The sequence below is a fragment of the Paraburkholderia sp. GAS206C genome (assembly GCF_050435645.1).
Classification (GTDB): domain Bacteria; phylum Pseudomonadota; class Gammaproteobacteria; order Burkholderiales; family Burkholderiaceae; genus Paraburkholderia; species Paraburkholderia phenazinium_B.
Map to the genome: position 1 here is coordinate 55,871 of NZ_JBNDKR010000008.1, position 18,299 is coordinate 74,169.

10 protein-coding genes are annotated in these 18,299 nt (G+C 63.1%); 3 read left to right on the forward strand and 7 right to left on the reverse strand.

The window, feature by feature from the left end; genetic code table 11:
* Positions 1–53 precede the first annotated feature (53 nt).
* Positions 54–2,726: a sensor domain-containing protein gene (locus P3T20_RS22455; RefSeq protein WP_083611664.1), complete on the reverse strand. Its 2,673-nt coding sequence runs from the start codon at positions 2,724–2,726 to the stop codon at positions 54–56.
* A gap of 49 nt (positions 2,727–2,775) precedes the next feature.
* Complete coding sequence (locus P3T20_RS22460) at positions 2,776–5,883, reverse strand: ligand-binding sensor domain-containing diguanylate cyclase (RefSeq protein ID WP_074267888.1); 3,108 nt, start codon at positions 5,881–5,883, stop codon at positions 2,776–2,778.
* A 417-nt stretch (positions 5,884–6,300) separates the two neighbouring features.
* Between P3T20_RS22460 and P3T20_RS22465 the strand changes: the two genes are divergently transcribed.
* A complete protein-coding gene (locus P3T20_RS22465) occupies positions 6,301–7,146 on the forward strand; it encodes a TraB/GumN family protein (protein ID WP_074267887.1) in 846 nt (281 codons plus the stop codon).
* Here P3T20_RS22465 and P3T20_RS22470 read toward each other — a convergent pair.
* Positions 7,143–12,593 (reverse strand): AAA family ATPase, encoded by a 5,451-nt coding sequence (locus tag P3T20_RS22470; RefSeq protein ID WP_074267886.1) that lies wholly within the window; start codon positions 12,591–12,593, stop codon positions 7,143–7,145. The two genes, P3T20_RS22465 and P3T20_RS22470, sit on opposite strands and share 4 nt — an antisense overlap.
* A gap of 415 nt (positions 12,594–13,008) precedes the next feature.
* Between P3T20_RS22470 and P3T20_RS22475 the strand changes: the two genes are divergently transcribed.
* Entirely contained in the window at positions 13,009–13,833 is an 825-nt protein-coding gene (locus P3T20_RS22475; RefSeq protein ID WP_074267885.1) for an isocitrate lyase/PEP mutase family protein, read from the forward strand.
* An 83-nt stretch (positions 13,834–13,916) separates the two neighbouring features.
* Here P3T20_RS22475 and P3T20_RS22480 read toward each other — a convergent pair whose 3' ends face one another.
* Positions 13,917–14,846 (reverse strand): LysR family transcriptional regulator, encoded by a 930-nt coding sequence (locus P3T20_RS22480; protein ID WP_074267884.1) that lies wholly within the window; start codon positions 14,844–14,846, stop codon positions 13,917–13,919.
* Positions 14,847–15,018: 172 nt separating this feature from the next.
* Here P3T20_RS22480 and P3T20_RS22485 point away from each other — a divergent pair, with 172 nt between their 5' ends.
* Positions 15,019–15,726 carry an SDR family NAD(P)-dependent oxidoreductase gene (locus tag P3T20_RS22485; protein ID WP_074267883.1) on the forward strand — a complete coding sequence of 236 codons (708 nt, stop codon included), beginning with the start codon at positions 15,019–15,021 and terminating at the stop codon, positions 15,724–15,726.
* A gap of 28 nt (positions 15,727–15,754) precedes the next feature.
* Here the strand turns inward: P3T20_RS22485 and P3T20_RS22490 are convergent, their stop codons facing one another.
* From P3T20_RS22490 to P3T20_RS22500, 3 genes are read right to left on the reverse strand one after another with little or no spacing between them, the layout of a single operon-like run.
* Entirely contained in the window at positions 15,755–16,435 is a 681-nt protein-coding gene (locus P3T20_RS22490; protein WP_074267882.1) for a DUF1028 domain-containing protein, read from the reverse strand.
* A 12-nt stretch (positions 16,436–16,447) separates the two neighbouring features.
* Positions 16,448–16,885: a RidA family protein gene (locus tag P3T20_RS22495; protein WP_074267881.1), complete on the reverse strand. Its 438-nt coding sequence runs from the start codon at positions 16,883–16,885 to the stop codon at positions 16,448–16,450.
* The gene (locus tag P3T20_RS22500) at positions 16,885–18,186 is read right to left on the reverse strand and encodes a flavin-containing monooxygenase (RefSeq protein WP_429287861.1); all 1,302 of its coding nucleotides are present in this window, start codon (positions 18,184–18,186) and stop codon (positions 16,885–16,887) included. Before P3T20_RS22500 ends, P3T20_RS22495 begins: the two co-directional genes overlap by 1 nt.
* Between the last annotated feature and the right edge of the window lie 113 nt (positions 18,187–18,299).

An 18,299-nucleotide genomic window follows, 5' to 3' on the forward strand; every position in this document is an offset into this window, starting at 1 on the left:
TGCGCCAACGGGCAGCGCCCGTTCCCGGATGCCCAGCAAGCCTGCTGACGGGTTCAAGGCTCCGTGGCCGCGTCCAGTTCAAGCAGCCGTGGCAGCGTGGCCATATCGGACTTCGCCAGCGGCTTGCTATACCGAAACCCCTGCGCGACCTGACACCCGTTCGCCAGCAGGAAGTCTGCCTGTTCCGCCGTTTCGACGCCTTCCGCAACGACTTGCTGGCCGAGACACCGTGCGATAGACAGGATCGCCTTGACGAGCTCCGCGTGGCGCCGGTCCGTGGTCACCTTCTGGACAAACGACCGGTCGATCTTCAGCGTATCGATCGGAAACCGTGCGAGATAGCTCAACGCCGAATAGCCGGTGCCGAAATCGTCGATGGCGATCGAGAGCCCCATGGCCTTGAGCGCCGAAAGCGTATCCAGGATCGTGTCGTCTTCCTCGAGCAGCAGACTCTCCGTAATCTCGAGCTCCAGCCATTCAGGACGACAGCCGGTCTCTTCGAGCAACTCGCCGACCATCGGGACGAGATCGCGAAACTGAAACTGCCTCGCCGACAGATTGACCGCGACCGTGTGGCACGCCGTGCAACCGGCGTTCCATTCCGCTGCGGCGAGGCAAGCCTCGCGCAGGACCCACTTACCCAGATCGGCGATCAGGCCCGTCTCCTCGGCAAGGGGAATGAACTGGTTGGGAGGGACGAGCCCGACGCCCGGGCGCCGCCACCGCAGCAAGGCTTCTGAACCGATCACCTGATTGCCGTCGAGCAGTACCTTCGGCTGATAGTGCAACTCCAGTTCGTCACGCTCGACGGCGCGGCGCAGCTCCGATTCCAGTAGCAGGTACGCGGTCGCATCGACCGTCAGTTCTTTCGAGTAGAAGCGAAAGCTCCGGCCGCCGGCACGCTTGGCCGCGTACATGGCCAGATCCGCGTATTTCACGAGGTCGTCCGCTACGACGCTATCGGGCGGATACAGGGCAAGTCCAACGCTGCAGGAAACGTACACCTCTCTCCCGTTCAGGTAGAAAGGCTCGCCGAACTTGCCGAGAATCATCGCCGAGATGTCCTCCAGAACGGCACGATCGCAAATGTCCGGAAGAAGAATCGCAAATTCATCGCCCCCGAAGCGGGCCACGGTATCGCAAGGACGCACGCAGAGGTTCAGACGCGCAGCCGCGTCGCGCAGCAACTGGTCGCCCACGGCATGCCCCATGGTGTCGTTGATACCCTTGAAGCGATCCATGTCGATCATCATCACGCTGGCAAACTTGCGCTGCCCGCCAGCCTCGCTGGTAATCCGCACCAAACGCTCATTGAACTCGGTACGGTTCGGCAATCCGGTGAGCGGATCGTAGAAGGCCATCTGGTGAATTTTCTGGCGTGAAACCTGCAATTCGGAAATGTCGCGGCCCACGGTCAGGACATGTTCAACCGTACCGTGCACGCCGAATTCCGGAGCCAGCTTGATCAGATGGCAACACTGCGCGCCATCCTTTTCTGTCCAGCTCAACTCGAATTCGGCGGCTTTGCCGCTAACGAATACTTCCGTCAGCTTCTCCTCGTAAATCAGGGCATTGGGGCCACCGGGACATTCGGACGGTTTCTTGCCCATCAGCGCGGCTAAACCGCCCTCGACGAGCGCGGCGGAAATCGGATTGACATAGACACGTCTAAGCTCTTTGTCATAGCGCACGATCGTGTCTGGCGAGTTTTCCACCAGCGTCCGGAATTCCCGCTCGCGGCCGGCGAGCACCTCTTCGATACGTTTGCGCTCCGTAACATCGCGGGACAAGATGAGGAACGTGTCGGTCGCGGGCGTTTCGCCCAGCTTCTTCGCCAGCGAATACTCGAACCACCGGCGGCTGCCATCCGGCAGGTCGATCATAAGCGTCTCGCCAACGGTCACCCCTTGCCTGTCGGCCATCCCGATGGAGCGCATCGCGGCGCTCGCCTGCTGCGCGGGCAACACTTCGTCGAGCGTTTTGCCGAGCAGCTCTTCCTTGGGCATGGCGAGCAATTCCGGATTCTTGGTCCAGACGTTCAGATACCTGCCATCACGGTCCAGTTCGAACAGAATATCGGGGATCGCGGCGATGACCCCTTCGGCGAAATCGAGCGCATGCTTGAGATCCTGCTCTGCCCGGCGCCGCTCGGTAATGTCGCCTCCAATAACCAGTACGGAGACGATGACGTCCGTTTCATCGCGTTCCGGGACCAACTGGACGTGGTGGATGCGGGGCTCTCCCTCCTGCGTCGTGAAGCGCAATTCCAGTTGCCCTTCTTCTCCTGTGCGGGCTGCCTCAAGAATGGCGCTTTCGTAACCTTCGAACCGCCCGTCGGGAAAAAGCTGGCTTGGCGCCTTCCCGACAACCTCGTCGATCCCGAGACCGAAGATGGCTTCGAGCCGCGGATTCAGATAGACGATCTCAGCGCCGGTGGCATGACGCGCAAGGTAGTTCGGCAGATTTTCGGCCAGGGTCCGGAACTGACGCTCGCTGGCTGCAAGCGTCTCGCGCATCCGGCTGTGCCCGTCGTTCTGGACAGCGATGTCTGCGGCAAGCTGCGCGCCCAGTGCCCGCAGACACTGCGAAAGTGTCTGCAGGCGCCTTGCCATGCGGCGGTTGCGAACCTCGCCCTCCCCGGGCGTCCGGAGCTCCATCACAACCGCGTCGATACCTCTGACGATGTTCAGAAACTGTTCAGTCCGCTGCGTGACGTCGAATCTCACCGAAGCCTCCAGAAGTCAGCTCTCACCGGGCAAGAGGACAGGTTGATTGTCATTGTGGGGTTGCCTCGTCTGTGTGCGATGTCTCGGCCCAGCGCAAGGCGCCGCGGCCGGCTTCTTTTGCCGCGTAGAGCGCCATGTCGGCGGACTTGTAGAGCGTCTGGGCATCGAGTGCGTCCTGCGGACACCGCGCGACACCGATGCTCGCGCCGACCGCTAACGAAAGGTGGTGGTACGGAACTGGCTGGGCGAACGTGGCCATGATGCGTTCGCACACGGCGGCCACGGCCTCGCGCTCGCCTGGCTGCCTGAGCAGCACGGCGAACTCGTCGCCGCCAAGGCGCGCGACGAGATCGACCTCGCGCGTCGCCTGGCGCAGGCGCGCGCCAACGGCCTTCAACACCTCGTCGCCAGCATCGTGGCCGTAAGTGTCGTTGATCGGCTTGAAGCGGTCGAGATCGACCAGCACCAGCGCGAATTCGGCGCCCCGGCGTGCCTGCCCCACGAGGAGATGCAGGTCGTCGTTGAAATGCCGCCGGTTCGCAAGGCCGGTCAAACCGTCGAAGTAGGCCAGCTGTTCGAGCCGCTGTTCACTGGCCTGCAATTCCGCCGTACGGCGCACGAGTTCGTCGGAGCGTTGCTGGAGCTCATTGGTGCGTTGCTGAAGTTCCTGCGTGCGTTGCGCGACCAGCGCCTCCAGCGCCCCAGCACGCCGGCGTAGCAGGCGCGTGCGTACCTGTATCAGTACACCGAAGAGCACCAGCAAGAACAGCACCGCGAACAGACGAAAGGAAATCGTCTCGTACCACGCTGGCACAACGCGCACCGGCAAGCTCGCCCACTCCGTCCACTCGCCGCCGGCACGATTCGACGCGCGCACTTGCAGCACGTAGTTTCCAGGCGGCACGTTCGTATAGTGAGCGATCCGAAGGTTGGCAGGCGAGTCGGTCCATGCGTCCTCGAGACCCGCCAGGCGGTAGGCGTATCGCGTGCGCTCGGGGGCCGAGTAATCGAGCAGCGCGAAGGTGATCTGTATTGCGCGTTGCGAAGGGCCGAGCGTGATTCCGGACGACGGTATCGATCGGCCATCGGCATCCGTGAGCCTGATAGGAGCCTTGAAACGCGAGGGTTGAAACTCGCCGGGATGCACGATCGTCAAGCCATTGCCGCCGAACAGCAGATCTCCCTGCAGCGTGGTACCGGCCGAAGAGGCCCAATAGGGCAGCAGGCCAACCCCGTCGGCCTGTTGCAGCCGTGTCGTGGCCAGCGTGTCGTGGTCGATGTGCACGATGCCGCTATCGGTGCTCACCCAGACATTGTCCTTCGCATCGAGCAGCAGCGCGTTCGCGGCGTTGTTCTCCACACCATCCTCGTGACCGATACGGTGCACGTGCAAGACCGCACCTCGCGGACCGGGCTCAAGCGCACGCACGCCGCCGCCGTAGAACGCGATCCATAGCCAGCCGCGCCTGTCGCGCACGATGGAAGTCACGCAGCTACTGGGCAAACCGATCCGCTCCGGCGTCTCCGGCCAGGGCCGGTCAGTGTGGCCGGTTGCCGGCCAGTAGCGCGCGAGTCCCGTCTGCGTACCGACCCACAGCGCCTCGTTGTCTCGGCAGTTAAGGCTCGTAATGTCTGCGCCCCGCAGACTCGGGACGCTTTGCGCCGCCGCACCCTGGACCGACAGGTCGACCTGCGCCAGTCCACTCGGGCCGCCGATCCAGAGCCTGTTGCCGTCGACGCACAGCGCCCTGACCAGTGCCGTGGGCGGCAAACCTGGGAACGCGGCCCGCTCGACGCTGCGGCCGCCATCGCGGGTGCGGTACAGCCCCTTGGCGGTACCGATGTAGACGCTGCCGTCCGGCGCATCGACCATCGAAAGTGCGGAGCTCCTCGGGAGCGCGGTGTCCGGTCGACCGTCCTCGGGCGCGAGGCGCCGGCTGTGTCCGTGTTCCGCTGAGACGATGTCGATGCCGCCGTTGTCGCTGCCGAGCCAGACGCTGCCGTCGGGCCGTGCGAACACCGAGGTGACCTGCGCGTGCTTGCCGCCGAGCAGGTGGCCATCGCTGCCATACCACGTTGTAATCGCCCGCTGCGCCGGATCGATCGAATCGAACAGACTCGGCCCACCGGCCCAGATAAGTCCGCTGTGATCGCGCAGCAGCGCGACCACGTCATCCTCGGCGAGGCTGCCGGGCAGCCCTGCATCGTGGCGCAGGCGCCGGGTCGTCCAGTTCCGCGTGTCGACCTGGACGATGCCCTGAGACCATGTACCGAGCCACACCCGGCCGTCGCCGACATCGACGATCGCGACAACCCAGTCCGTCTCGACACCCTTTCCGCCACCGCGTTCACTATCGTGCAACTGCCGGGCCATCGTGGCGCCAGGTTCGATTACGAAGGCGCCGTCCGCACGCGTGCCGACCCAGACACGTCCGTCCTTGTCCTCCGCCAGTTGCCAGACCTCGATAGCAGCGCGGGTCATGCTTTCGGTCGGCACCGGCACGAAAGCCGGGGTGCCCGCGCGCAGGACGAACAGGCCGTCGTGCGTGCCGGCCCACAGGTTGCCGCTGCGATCAGCGAGCAAAGCGCTGATCCGGCGAGCCGGCAGGCCGGGCGGGTTGCCTCCCTCGGCCGCCCGCCGCACCTTGCCGGTGCTCAGATCCAGCCGGTCCAGTCCGGCTTCCGTACCCACCCACAACCCATCCGGGCCGTCAGCGGCAAGCGCGAAGACGCGTGCGCTGCTCAGGCCCTGGGGGCCCGCACCCAGCGTCCAGAAGGTACCGGTCGAGTTGTCGAAACGTGCAAGCCCGCCGCTATCCGTGCCTACCCAGAGGCGCCCCTGGCGGTCCTCATGCAGGGCATTGATGTAAGAGGAAGGCAAGCTGCCGGGCTTGCCGGCATCGCCAATGTAAACGCGAAAGCGGTACCCGTCCCAGCTGGCAAGGCCTGTCTGCGAAGCGATCCAGATCAGACCGTCCCGGTCCTGCAGCATCGCGGTGGGCGTGATGCTGCTAGGTGCTTCGACATGGCGAAAAACCGGCGTCGAGCCGTCGTACCAGGCACCCGCCGCGGCGGCGGGTGAAACAGTCGCAAGCACCATCAAAGGTGCGAAAAAGCAGCACAGCATCTGCGACCAAAGAAACTTCCATTTCTGCATCGAACTCTGGTCCCCGGTAAGTCGTTCGGCGCGATCGCCAGTCCGATGCACAGAAGGGCTGCATACAGTCATCCGAACGGGTCACGCCAACGCGATGGATCGGCCACTTCTAAGGCGGCCACGTCACCCGCCGCGGATCCGCCCAAAAGGCACCCACGTCTCTTTAAGTTACGGCAGACGGGCGCGACTTCTGAAGCAGTTCCTCAGTAGGGATTGGCTGAATTTTTTGTAGGTCTCGCGAACCGGAAACCTGAGAAAATACGCTGCGCCGGGTATTCGCCAGGCGCCGTCGAGTGTCCCGCAGCGGCCAGTTACGAGCGGCGGCCAGGCGACTTGTTTCGCATTAGAATCTGAGCATCAGAATGAGAATCGCCGGGTTTCATGGAAGCCCGGCCGCCCGCCGTAAGGGATATCGCAATGCTATGGAAGATTGAAGGCTCCGAGACTCATATTCTGGGTTCGGTTCACGTCACCAACCTCGAGCCGTTTCGCTTGCCGCGCCATGTTCTGGAGGTGTTTAGCACCGCCAGTCACCTCGTGCTGGAAGCAGACCTGTCGGAACCGCCCGACTCGGCGCCCCTATTGCTGCCGCCCGGCACCACGCTCAAGGATTGCGTGACACCGCTTACGTATGCGAAAGCGCATTCGCACTGGTTGCGGCTCGGACTTCCCGGGCAGAATCTGCCGCGCTTCAAACCCGGCGCCGCGGCGCTGATCCTTCACCTGAACGAGGCGGCCAGGAGCGGCTATGTGATGGAGCGCGGCGTCGACCGGCTTCTCTGGGATCGCGCCGTCCACGATGCAAAACACCGTGGGGCGCTCGAAACGGTCGAGGCCCAAACCATCGCCCTGACGTCGGCGCCGATTGCCGAGCAGACCTCCATGCTGGAATATTTCGTGAACGGCGATCTCGGTGTTGCAGAGCTGTCCACGATGGTGCGCGCCTGGACTCACGGAAATACCATCCGTTTCGATGCTGCGCTCACGGAACGCCGCCGGCGCTGGCCGGCCATGTTCGATATCCTGATCAATCAACGCAACAGGAACTGGGTGCCCTCGATTGTCCGGATGGCGGCGGATCGCAGGTCGCGACTGATCGTCGTGGGCGCCATGCATACGGTCGGCCCGGCGGGACTTCCGCGTCTGCTGTCGATGCACGGGCTGCGTTTGCGCAGCCAAAGCTGGTGCCTGCCGGCCACTCCTTTGACGCGATACCGGCATCACGCACGCCGTGAAGCGCACGGCCGGGTCCAGCCCGACTAGTCCGGCGCCGCCTGACGATCAGGAAGACGAACCTTGATCGCAGTGCCGGCGCCCGGCGCACTGAGCACTTCGATCTCCCCGCCCAGCATCAGGACACGCTCTTCCATCCCGGCCAGACCGAACGAAGTTTTTCTGATCGCCTGCGCATCGAACCCTTGGCCGTCGTCGCGAACTTCGAGCACGTAGGCGCCAGGCGTTCGTTCGAGCGTGATGATCACTTCGGTGGCCGCTGAATGCCGGGCGACATTCGTCAACGCCTCCTGGACAAGGCGAAACAGCACCACGGCGTGGTCTTCGCTCATGACGATGTTCTCGTCCTGCACGCGAAGCTGACATACCGTGCGGCCATTGCGGTCGAACTCGGCAGCCAGCCACTCGAGCGCCGCCACGATACCGGCATCGAGAGCCGGCGGACGCAGCGACGTGATGACGCCCCGCACCACCTCCATGGTGTTGTCCACCAGCGCAATCAGTGCCCGGGTTTCGTCGAACAGCTCCGGGTGGTCATTGCCGAACTGCATGCGCAACGTCGACGCGCGCATGCGCAGCGCGGTGAGATATTGCCCGAGCTCGTCGTGCATTTCCCGTGCGATATGTTTGCGCTCTTCTTCACGTGCCGTTTCACGGCGCGAGGTGAGTTCGCGCAACATCTCGTAAGACTCCCGCAAGCGGTGCTCTGCTTCCTTGCGCTCGGTCAGATCGACCACGAAGGCGACACCTTCCTTCCCACTAGCTTCGAAAGCGACCCTGCCGATCATGACGGGCACACGGCTGCCGTCCTTCCTGAGGTACTCCTTCTCCGTTGGCTGTGAGCGCCCCACTGTCCTTAGCTCTTCCAAAGCCAGTGCGGCGCTTTCGCGCCATTCCGGCGGCGTCAGGTCCGTCCAGCGCACGCGCCCCGAGACGAGGTCGTCGCGCTCGTATCCCACCATGCGCAGAAACGCGTCGTTCGCCTCGAGGATGTCACCATCCTCTCTCCAGACGATGATGCCGATGATGTTGGCATCGACGAGCCGCCGAATCCTCGATTCGCGCTCCGCAAGGTCACGGTACAGGCGGGTATTTTCGAGCGACGTCGCGGCCTGCGAGGCAAGCAGCCTCAGCGCGGCAATCCGTGCAGGCGCGAATACGCGGGTAAGCAGATCGTTTTCGAGGTACAGCGCGCCGATGAGTTTGGCCCGGTTCATCAAGGGCATGCAGAGCATCGAACGGGTGCGGTGCTGAACAATGTACGGGTCCGTGGCAAATGTGGGATCGCTCGCGGCATTGTCGAGAATCACGCTCTCGCGCGTACGCAGGACGTGGTACAGAACCGACTCGGGCAGCATCGCCGCGCTCACCGGCACATCGCGCAGCTCGACAAGCGGCATATCGCCGTCGGTCGTGACCTCTGCGGCGATCCGTTGCTCATTGCCGTCCGGAAGAATCAGCAAGCCGCGTCCGGCGCCGGCCTGTTCGATCGCCGTACGCATCACCGTATCGATCAGCTTGTCGAGAACGATCTCTCCCGAGACCGCTTGCGACACCTTGATCACCGTCGCGAGATCGAGGTGTTCGACCGGCGCCCCGATCGTGCTGGTGGGTCTGAGCGCCTGGTCACCTTCTCTGAGGTATGGGTGCATTTCGTCGAGCTGCCGCACCTTGCCATCTGCGCCCCAGCGCCGATACCCTTGCCGGGCGTCCTGCAGATACATGCGGGCTATCTTGTCGAATCCGCGCGCCGCATAGAAGCGCGACGCGAGTTCGCCGGCAAGCGCTTCGTTTTGCACGAAGCCGTTTGCGCGTGCCGAGCGGATCGCCGTTTCGTAGAGGCGCATCGCCTCGGCGTCGCGCCCTTCCAGGCGAGCGATCTCGGCGCCGACCAGCGCCGCGCGATCCTCGAAGTTTTCGGGGCAACTCTGCGCCCGCAATTGCAATTGCCTTTCGTGAATAGCTATCGCTTCGAGAGACTCCCGCGCTTCAGGGCCGGGGCTGGCAACAGGACCGCAGCAGGCAGCCAGCGAGAGCGCGCTGTAGAAATGATATTCCGCCTCTTCCAGGTACGATGCCGCGGTCCACAAAAGACGTTGCGCCCGCATCGAAGCATCTGCCGCCGCCGCGTAGTCGCCGGCAAAAAAGCGCGCCTGCAACTTGCGGATCCAGTACCAGCTGTGCGCAATCACGAGGTCCGGATTTTCGAGGAAGTGACGCTCGATCCGCATCTCGTCGAACTGCCCATCGTTGAAAGAGCCAAAGGCCAGCGTCAGGCCTCGCAGCGTTCGTACCAGTCCAAGCTGCGTCGCGCTAACGTCGGTGGCGAAACCGAAATGCGCTTTTTGCGCGAACATCAGGCTCGCTTCAGCTTCGCGCTGCACGTCGGCGAGTGGATCTCCCGCGATGAGCAGATTGGTGATCATATGGGTGTAGCAATACCCTTCGCAAACGAGGTCACCCGTATTCCTTGCAGCCTCGAACGCGCGGTTCATCAGTTCGCGGCCAGCCCGCAAATGTTTGGCCATCGGCAGGATGACGTTGCCGAAATGCATGTAGGTTCTTGCACGGAAACGCATCAGGCGGCGCCGTTCGACAAGGTCGTAACCCAGCTGACCGAATTGAAATCCGACCTCGTAGTGGCCAAAACGCGCTCCGGCCATCATGCCGAGCCGGACATAGGCGGAGCTGGATCCGTCGCAATTGCCGCGCTCAAGGCTCAGATTGACGGCCCTGGAGACGACCAGCGACCATAGATTCGTATCGGTAAACAGTGCGGCGGGCATGACCTTGACGAGGACGTCCATGGTCGCGAGCGATTCCGGGTCGGTCATCAGCCGCAGATCGATGAGCTCCTCGATCTTGCGGTCTCCAAGCTGGGACCAGATTCGTTCGTATTCCTCACGCGCTTTCTCTTCCGCGGTATGCGGCGACCAGTCGATGCCCAGATGTTCCAGGTAGTCCAGAGCAACCGCAACGGCGCGGCTCGCCTGATCGAGCGTCATGTACAGATCGACGCGCAAACATGTCACGTTGGCACGCTCGGGCACAGTCGCGGCACGCTGAATAAGCACACTCAAACGCTCTTCCGCGGCCGACAGGCGGCCCGTCAAAAACTCGCATTCGGCCCGCTCCAGCTCCAGCGCGAAGATCAGGTCGTGCCGGCGCACCCAGCAATCGTCCCTCAGGAATTCGGCGCCGGCGCTCAGGTAGGTGAGCGCCGACTCATAGGCTGACGACGCCTTCGCACGCTGGCCGGCAATCAGGTTGAGCCCGGCCAGTTGCTCGCGCTCTTCCTGCAGCGTGACGAGGGCTGCACCACGGTTGAGCTGGTTGACGATTTCGAAGACCGCCTCTTGCCGTTTCTCCGGTAGCGTCTGCGCAGCAAGCAAACGTCCGACGCGCAAATGGGCCTGCGCACGCAACGCCTCGGGGATCATCGAGTAGGCCGCCTCCTGCACCCGGTCGTGGACAAACCGGCAGGATTCCTCAAGTTGCTCGATGAGCTCCTGTTCGACCGCCGGCAGCAGCAGTGCCCGGATCTCGTCCCTCGAACGCTCAAGAACGTTCGCGAGCATCGCCGTCGTGGCGGTGTTGCCGAGACAGGCAAACTGTTGCAGCGCCTGCTGCGTTTCGACGGGCAAGCGGGCCAGCTTCGCGACCATCAGGTCGGCGACATTGTCGGTATAGCCCTTGCCATGAATGTTCGGCAGATCCCAGTGCCAGCAGGCTGCGTCGTGATCGAAACCGAGCAGGCCCTCGTCGACGAGTGCGTGCAGAAACTGGATGACAAAGAACGGATTGCCGGCGGTCCTTTCGTGGACGAGCTGCGCGAGCGGTGCCGCGTGTTCCGGCACGTCGCGAAGCGCCTCTGCGATCAACTGTTCGACGTGCCCGCGCGCAAGCGGCACCAACGCCACTTCATCGAACGTTGCGCCCGCGTTGCGCACGGCCTGCAGCTTGCGCATCAGCGGATGCGAGGCGTCCACCTCATTGTTGCGATACGCGCCGATCAACATCAGATGGCGCAGATCCGGACCGGTAAGCAGGTCTTCCAGCAGATCGAGCGTCGCGGCGTCGAGCCATTGCAGATCGTCGAGAAACAGCGCCAGCGGATGTTCCTGCGTGGCGAACACGCCGATGAAGCGCCGGAAAACGAGCTGAAAGCGGCGTTGCGCCTGATGTGGATCGAGCTCAGGAACCGGCGGCGGATCGCCGATGATCAGCGTCAGTTCGGGGATCAGCTCGGTCATGAGCCGGGCGTTCGGCCCAAGGGCTTCGATCAATGCGTCACGCCAGCTTGCGAGTTCCGCCTCGCGTTTGCCGAGCAGCGGTCGCACGAGGCCCCTGAAGGCTTGCACCAGGGTCGAATAGGGTATGTCGCGCTTGTACTGGTCGAACTTGCCCGAGGCAAAGAGCCCGCGCGGGGGCACCAGCACCTTGTGCAACTCGTTGACGACCGCGGATTTGCCGATGCCCGAGTAGCCGGAAACCAGCACCAGTTCCGGCGCGCCGCTGCTGATGACGCGGTAGAAGGCGGCCACCAGCGTGCCGACCTCGCGCTCCCGCCCGTAGAGTTTCTCGGGGATCAGCAGCCGGTCGGGCGTGTCGTGCGCGCCCAGCCGGAAGACATCGACGCGACGCTGGCGCGTCCATTCGGCCAGACAGTACCGCAAATCCCACTCGACGCCGGCCGCGGTCTGATAACGCTCTTCGGGTGTCTTCGCGAGCAGCTTCATCACGACCGCCGAGACGCCAGGCGGAACCGCCCCCACCCGCGCGCTGGGCGGCAGCGGCTTGCGGGCGACGTGACAGTGCACCCATTCCATCGGATCGAGAGCCGTGAACGGCAATGTGCCCGTGAGCATCTGGTAGATCGCGACGCCGAATGCGTAGAGGTCGCTGCGCGAGTCGATCGAACGGTTCATCCGTCCGGTCTGCTCGGGTGCCATGTAGGCGAGCGTGCCGGCAATGGTCTCCGGCGGCTCGGGACGTTGCCGCTCACGCGGCAGCCGCGAGGCAATGCCGAATCCGGTGAGCCGCACGTGCCCGTCCACACAGTTCACGAGGATATGGGCTGGCTTGAGATCCTTGTGGACGAGGCCGCACTGGTGGAGCTTACCCAGCGCCACCGCGACTCCCGTAGCGAGGCGCAGGACACTTTCCATTTCCATGGGTGCGCCGGTCAACCGCTCGAGCGGCTCGCCGCCTGGATCCTCGAGCACCAGCACGGCGCGGCCTTCTGCCTGCAGCAGTTCCCTGGGTCGCACTGCCCATGCGCTGCCGAGTTGACCCCGCAGCGCAAATTCATGAGCAATACGCGCGAGGCTGGCCGGCGATGGATGCTCGCTGGCCGTGCGCGCCACCAGCACGCTCTCGCTACCGTCCTGAGACCGCTCCCGGCAGAACACGCGCTCGCCATCCTCCCAGAGAAGCTGGGGGCTGCTGCCCGCATCGAATCCGTGTGTGGCGTCCATCTGCACTGGCTGGCTGGTGTGCGGGCTTTGCCCGTCGTGTCTCTAGAGGGCGCACGCCCTGTTTATCTGTTTCATCGGCGTCCTGTGCATGTGAATGCATGACACAAAGCGGCGTATTGTGACCGGCAATTCTTACGCCTTACGATCAGGAACGTTTACAAATGACCGCATCACGCCACGATACACCTTGACGACCGCCGCAACATATTCGCGTCGACCCTTGACGTGCCTGGACGATGGCTTCGCTTGCACCACGCCGGGCGCGAGCCACCCGCCTATTGTCTGATGAAAAGATTGGAATCACGCACGGCGGGACGTCTAATAAGAAGAGTAAGGTTGCAGGCTTCTCAAGATTAAAAAGCGTCTGGTGGTATCCGTGGTTGCGCTGCCACATCCCACACAAAGGAGAATGATCATGACCCGCACCATTTCCGAAAAACGCCAGGCATTCCGCGCGTTGCACGAAGACGGATGTTTCGTGTTGCCGAATCCGTGGGACGTAGGCAGCGCCCGTTACCTGGCATCCATGGGCTTCAAGGCACTCGCGACCACCAGTTCGGGCTTCGCGTGGTCGATCGGCCGGCCCGACAACGGAGTCTCGCGCGACGCGGTCATCGCTCACCTGCGCGAGATGGTCCAAGCGACGGATCTGCCGGTGAACGCCGACTTCGAAAGCGGCTTTGGCAGCGATCCCGCCGAAGTGGCGCAAAGCGTCCGGATGGCGGTGGACGCAGGCGTCGCCGGCCTGTCTGTCGAGGACTCGACGGGCGATGCGAAGTCGCCGTTACTTCCGGTCAACGTGGCCGTGGAACGGCTCGCTGCGGCACGACGCGCGATCGACGAAACAGGCGGCGATACGCTGCTCGTCGGACGTGCGGAGAATTTCGTTGCCGGCGTGCCCGATCTCGAAGACGCGATTACGCGTTTGCGCGCGTATGCGCAAGCCGGAGCCGATTGTCTGTACGCACCCGGCATCCAGACGCGCGAGCAGATCGAAGCGGTGGTCGCCGCGGTCAGGCCGAAGCCGGTCAATCTGCTGATCGGCGGACCCTCTGCGTTCACGCTCGACGAACTGGCGAAGCTCGGCGTACGGCGTGTGAGTGTGGGGGGTGCACTGGCCCGTGCGGCGTGGGGCGGCCTCGTGGCCAGCGTTCAGTCGCTTGCGGAGGGTCGCTTCGACGGCTTGTCGAAGGAGCCCTCAGGTGGATGGTTGAACAGTGTGTTTAAGGATCCGGCATAGCGTCCTGATCGATCGTCAAGCACCTTTTGCACTGAGCGACCCACGCAATGAATGGAGCCTCGCGTCCGCGCGAGGCTCCCGTTTCACTGACCCAGCCGTTCCCGACACACCGTTAGCGTCAGTTGACGGAGCCAGCGGTGAACAGGATCCACCTCCAGGCGCGGATGCCACATCTGCGACACGGTAATCTCGCCGGTTGTCACGGGAAGCTCAAAGGCGTGAGTGCCGGCGGATGCGGGCAATTCCTGCTGTGCGGACTGATTGTCCAGAACGGAAGCAGGCACCAGCGCGACCAGGTCGGAGGCTCGCGCCACCGCGAGCGCGGCGGGAAAACTCGGAACGACGGCGACAATCGTTCGTTCCAGTCCTAAAGCGGCCAGCGCCTCATCAACCGGTCCGATGGTGCGGCCGTGACGGGAGGCGACGACATGGCCGAAGGCGGTGTACCGTTGCGTCGTCACCTCAGGCTCCATCGCGAGCGGATGGCCTTGCCTGACAACGCCTATAAAGCGGTCGCGGAACAATGCCTGCACGCGGACTTCCGGTCCCATTTCGCTCAACACACCGATCTCGAGATCTGCCGAACCGTCTCGCAAGTACGCTGCCGTCTTCTCAAGCTTGGGTGCAAAACGCAAACACACACGCGGCGCAACCGCTGTCGCCGCGGCGATCAGCGAAGCACCAAAGGCTTCGACGAAACCATCGTTGGAACGAATGGTAAAGGTGCGCTGCAACGTCGAGAAATCAAGCTCCGTCGTTGCGGGACCCAGTACAGCACGTGCCTCGTGAACCGCATTCTGTGTGCGTTGACGCAGTGCCTCTGCATGGGGTGTCAAAACCATCTGGCGCCCGGCCCGAACCAGCAGCGGGTCACCGGTCGCCTCTCGAAGCCGGGTCAGGGTTCGGCTCATTGCCGAAGCGCTCAATCCCAGCCGACGCGCAGCACCGGCCACGCTGCCATCGGCAAGCAATGCGTCGAGCGCAATGAGCAAATTCAGGTCGGCTTCTGGCATGCCTGATCCTAGCACGCGCCGTTCAGACATGGCGTTTGATGCAGGTTATAAGTGCAACGGCTGCGCCTTCCGCCATGTCTCGTGGATCGATATATTCGTTGTACCGACTTATGACCCAAACACGTGGCACCTCAAAGCATGTTGTATCGGGTCTCGCTCATAGGAGTTACCAATGCAAGACACCTCTGCGCAGAAAACCGTCCTTCTCATCGGTGCATCCCGCGGCCTCGGATTCGCAATGGTCGAGGAATATCTCAAGCGTGGCTGGCAAGTGATTGCCACCGGGAGGGAGGGCTCAATACAACACCTGCACCGACTCGCGCAAAGCACTCAGGGTGCGCTGCTCGAAGTTGAAGCCGTCGATATCACGATCCCCGATCAGGTCGCCGCGTTACACGATCGCCTCAAGAATCGACGGCTGGATGTACTTTTCGTGAACGCTGGCGTCAAAAACGACGATCGCGAAACGATCGCCGACGTCTCGACCGAGGAATTCGTGCGCGTCATGGTGACGAACTCGTTGAGTCCGATGAGGGTAATCGAGGCGTTTCAGGATCTTGTGCGGCCGGCTGGAACGATCGGTGTCATGTCGTCCGGGCAAGGCAGCCTCACCAACAACACGAACGGCAATTACGAGGTCTACCGTGGCAGCAAGGCTGCCCTCAACATGTTCATGCGCAGCTTTGCCGCGCGTCACCAGAACGACCCGAAAACCTTGCTATTGATGGCGCCTGGATGGGTAAAGACGGACATGGGCGGCCCCGACGCGCGTCTGACTATCGAAGAAAGCATCCCGAACCTGGTGAACACGATCGAGGCTTACGAAGGGCGCTCCGGTTTGCATTATCTGGACTACCAGGGAAAAGTCGTTCCCTGGTGAGCGGCGACGAAAGCTTCAAGCAAACATTTCACTCGTCGCCCGGCACGCCGTAGCTCGGCGCTGCGGTCGGGTTCAACGCGCGCGTCAGATAGTCCTGCATTTGCGGTCGATAGGCGTGCCATAGCGCGTCCAGTTGTCCGATCGGATCGACCTCCGCCCAGTCGACCCGCAGATCGACGATCGGCCAGATCACGTCGCCCATCACCTTGAGCGCCGCCGAATGCACGGGCCCCGCTTCACCACCCGCCGCTATCGCGGCACGCATCGACGACAGCAAGCGCTCGGCCAACAGGCCGGGCGTTGTCTCGAACGCCTGAACCATCGCCTCGATGACCTGCACGTCCGCCAGCATGTTGCCGGCGGCGACGCATTGCTCACCCGCCACGGCGTGGTGCAGGCCCAGCGCTTCCTTGCCTGTGAAAAACGCCGTACGGCCCTGGCCGTCGATCACCGTCACCTGTCGATACTGGCTCCATCCGTCGCCGGCGAGCGCACGGTCGAGCGCTGCGGAAGGGTCGAGATGCCCTGCGTCTTCGAGGAGATCCAGAATCCGCGGCCCGAGGGCTGGCAGCGTAACATTCTGGGTCGCTACCGCGCCCACGCCCGCGCGCACCCACGGGCATCGGGCTCCCACCGAAATGCTGGACGAACTGATGGCGATCCCAAGCTGGCCCGTTTTCGCACAACGCCCAACGATGGAGAATGTCATGTGCCGCTCCTTTTAATCCTGATTCGGCTTCCAGTTATCGGGAATCACCGCGATCACGTCGATCTCCATCAGCCATTGAGGCTGACCCAGGGCGCTGACCACGAGGCCGGTGGAAATCGGATAGACCCCCTTCAACCATTTACCGACTTCCTGATACACCGGCTCGCGATAACGCGGGTCGATCAGGTACGTGGTGGTCTTGACGATATGCGACAGGTCGCTGCCCGCTTCCTCGAGCAGCTGCTTGACGTTCTTCATCGCCTGCTCGGCCTGAGCTTGCGGATCGCCGAGCCCGATCAGATTGCCATCGAAATCCGTGCCCACCTGCCCGCGCACATAGACGGTGTTGCCGGCCCGCACGGCCTGGCAGAGGTCGTTATCCAGCGCCTGGTTGGGGTACGTATCCTTCGTGTTGAACATGCGGATGCGGGTGTGCGTAGGTTGGTTCATCATGCGCCTTCAGCGTAGTGAAAAAAATCCTGTGTTTGACGTTGCGACGCATCGCGATACGAGAGATACCCGCGCTGCGTGGCGATATGGTCGGCAATGTGCATGGCGTCGTGCCACACACCCCAGATGAAACTGGAGCCACGCCGCGACAACCACGGTAGGCCCAGAAAATAAACGCCGGGTTCGGACGACACGCCTCGTTGATGTTGCGGCTTTCCGTTCGCGGCGAAGGCGTTGACATGCAGCCAGCTGTAGTCGGCCGTATAGCCGGTCGCCCAGACAATGGAAGTCACGCCAGCCTCCGCGAGATCGAGCTCGAGAAGCGGATGGGTCACGCATTCGGGATCGGCCAGCATTTTGCGCGCCTCCGGTTCTTCCGGAAGGTCCAGGCCATTTCGAGCGATATACGCGTCCGCCGTGTCGAGCAGCGCCAGATAGTTTTCGTCACCGCGGGCGAGGTTGGCTGCAAGGTCCGGCTGGAAGGCGACGATGCCGCGCTCGAACGATTTCGTCAGACCGGCGAGTACGATGCCTTGCTGGGCAAGCGCCCGGAAGTCGACGGTATGGCCGCCACGGGCACCGCTCACCGCAATGGTGACGTGCTCCCTGCCCGGTGTCGCGACCTCCTTGTCCCACTCGCCCAGCACGCCTAACCACCAGCAGTAATCGCGGTTGCGATAGGCGCGCGGCGGACGATCGTGCGGCCCCACCGACAGATATACCTGCCTGCCCGAGCGCTGCAGTTCATCGGCAATCTGCACCCCTGACGACCCGGCTCCCACTACCAGAACGGCTCCCTGGGGTAACTGGCCTGGATTGCGGTAGTCAGCGGAATGAATCTGCGTGAGCCGCTCGTCGTGCGGCGCAACAGGCGGAATCAGGGGACGCTGGAACGCGCCGGTCGCGACCACCACACGATTGGCCTCGACAAGGCCCTCCGACGTCTCAATCGTAAAGCCAGGCCGGCCCGCGCTACGCTCCACTTTCGTCACCTCAACGCCGGTGCGGATAGGCGCATTGAACTGCCTCGCATACGCTTCGAAATAGTCCGCGACCCGGTCTTTGGACGGAAAGGCGTCGGGATCGAGATCGTCGAATTCCAGCCCCGGAAACCGGTCATGCCATGCCGGGCCGTTGGCCACCAGAGAGTCCCAACGTCCCGTGCGCCAGCGCTCGGCTATGCGGCTGCGTTCCAGCACGAGATGCGGCACCCCCTGCCTGCTCAGATGTTCGCTCATGGCCACCCCGGCCTGACCGGCGCCCACCACAAGCGTATCGATTGACGTTTTTTCAGCTGTCATGGCTGTTCCCTTCCGAAAGGCAGCTTGAGTGCGGACATGGTCCGTGGCAGCGCTGCAGGCACGCCGCGCCGGATTCGATGAATGCAATCTACGCCCGCCTCAAGCATCCGAAA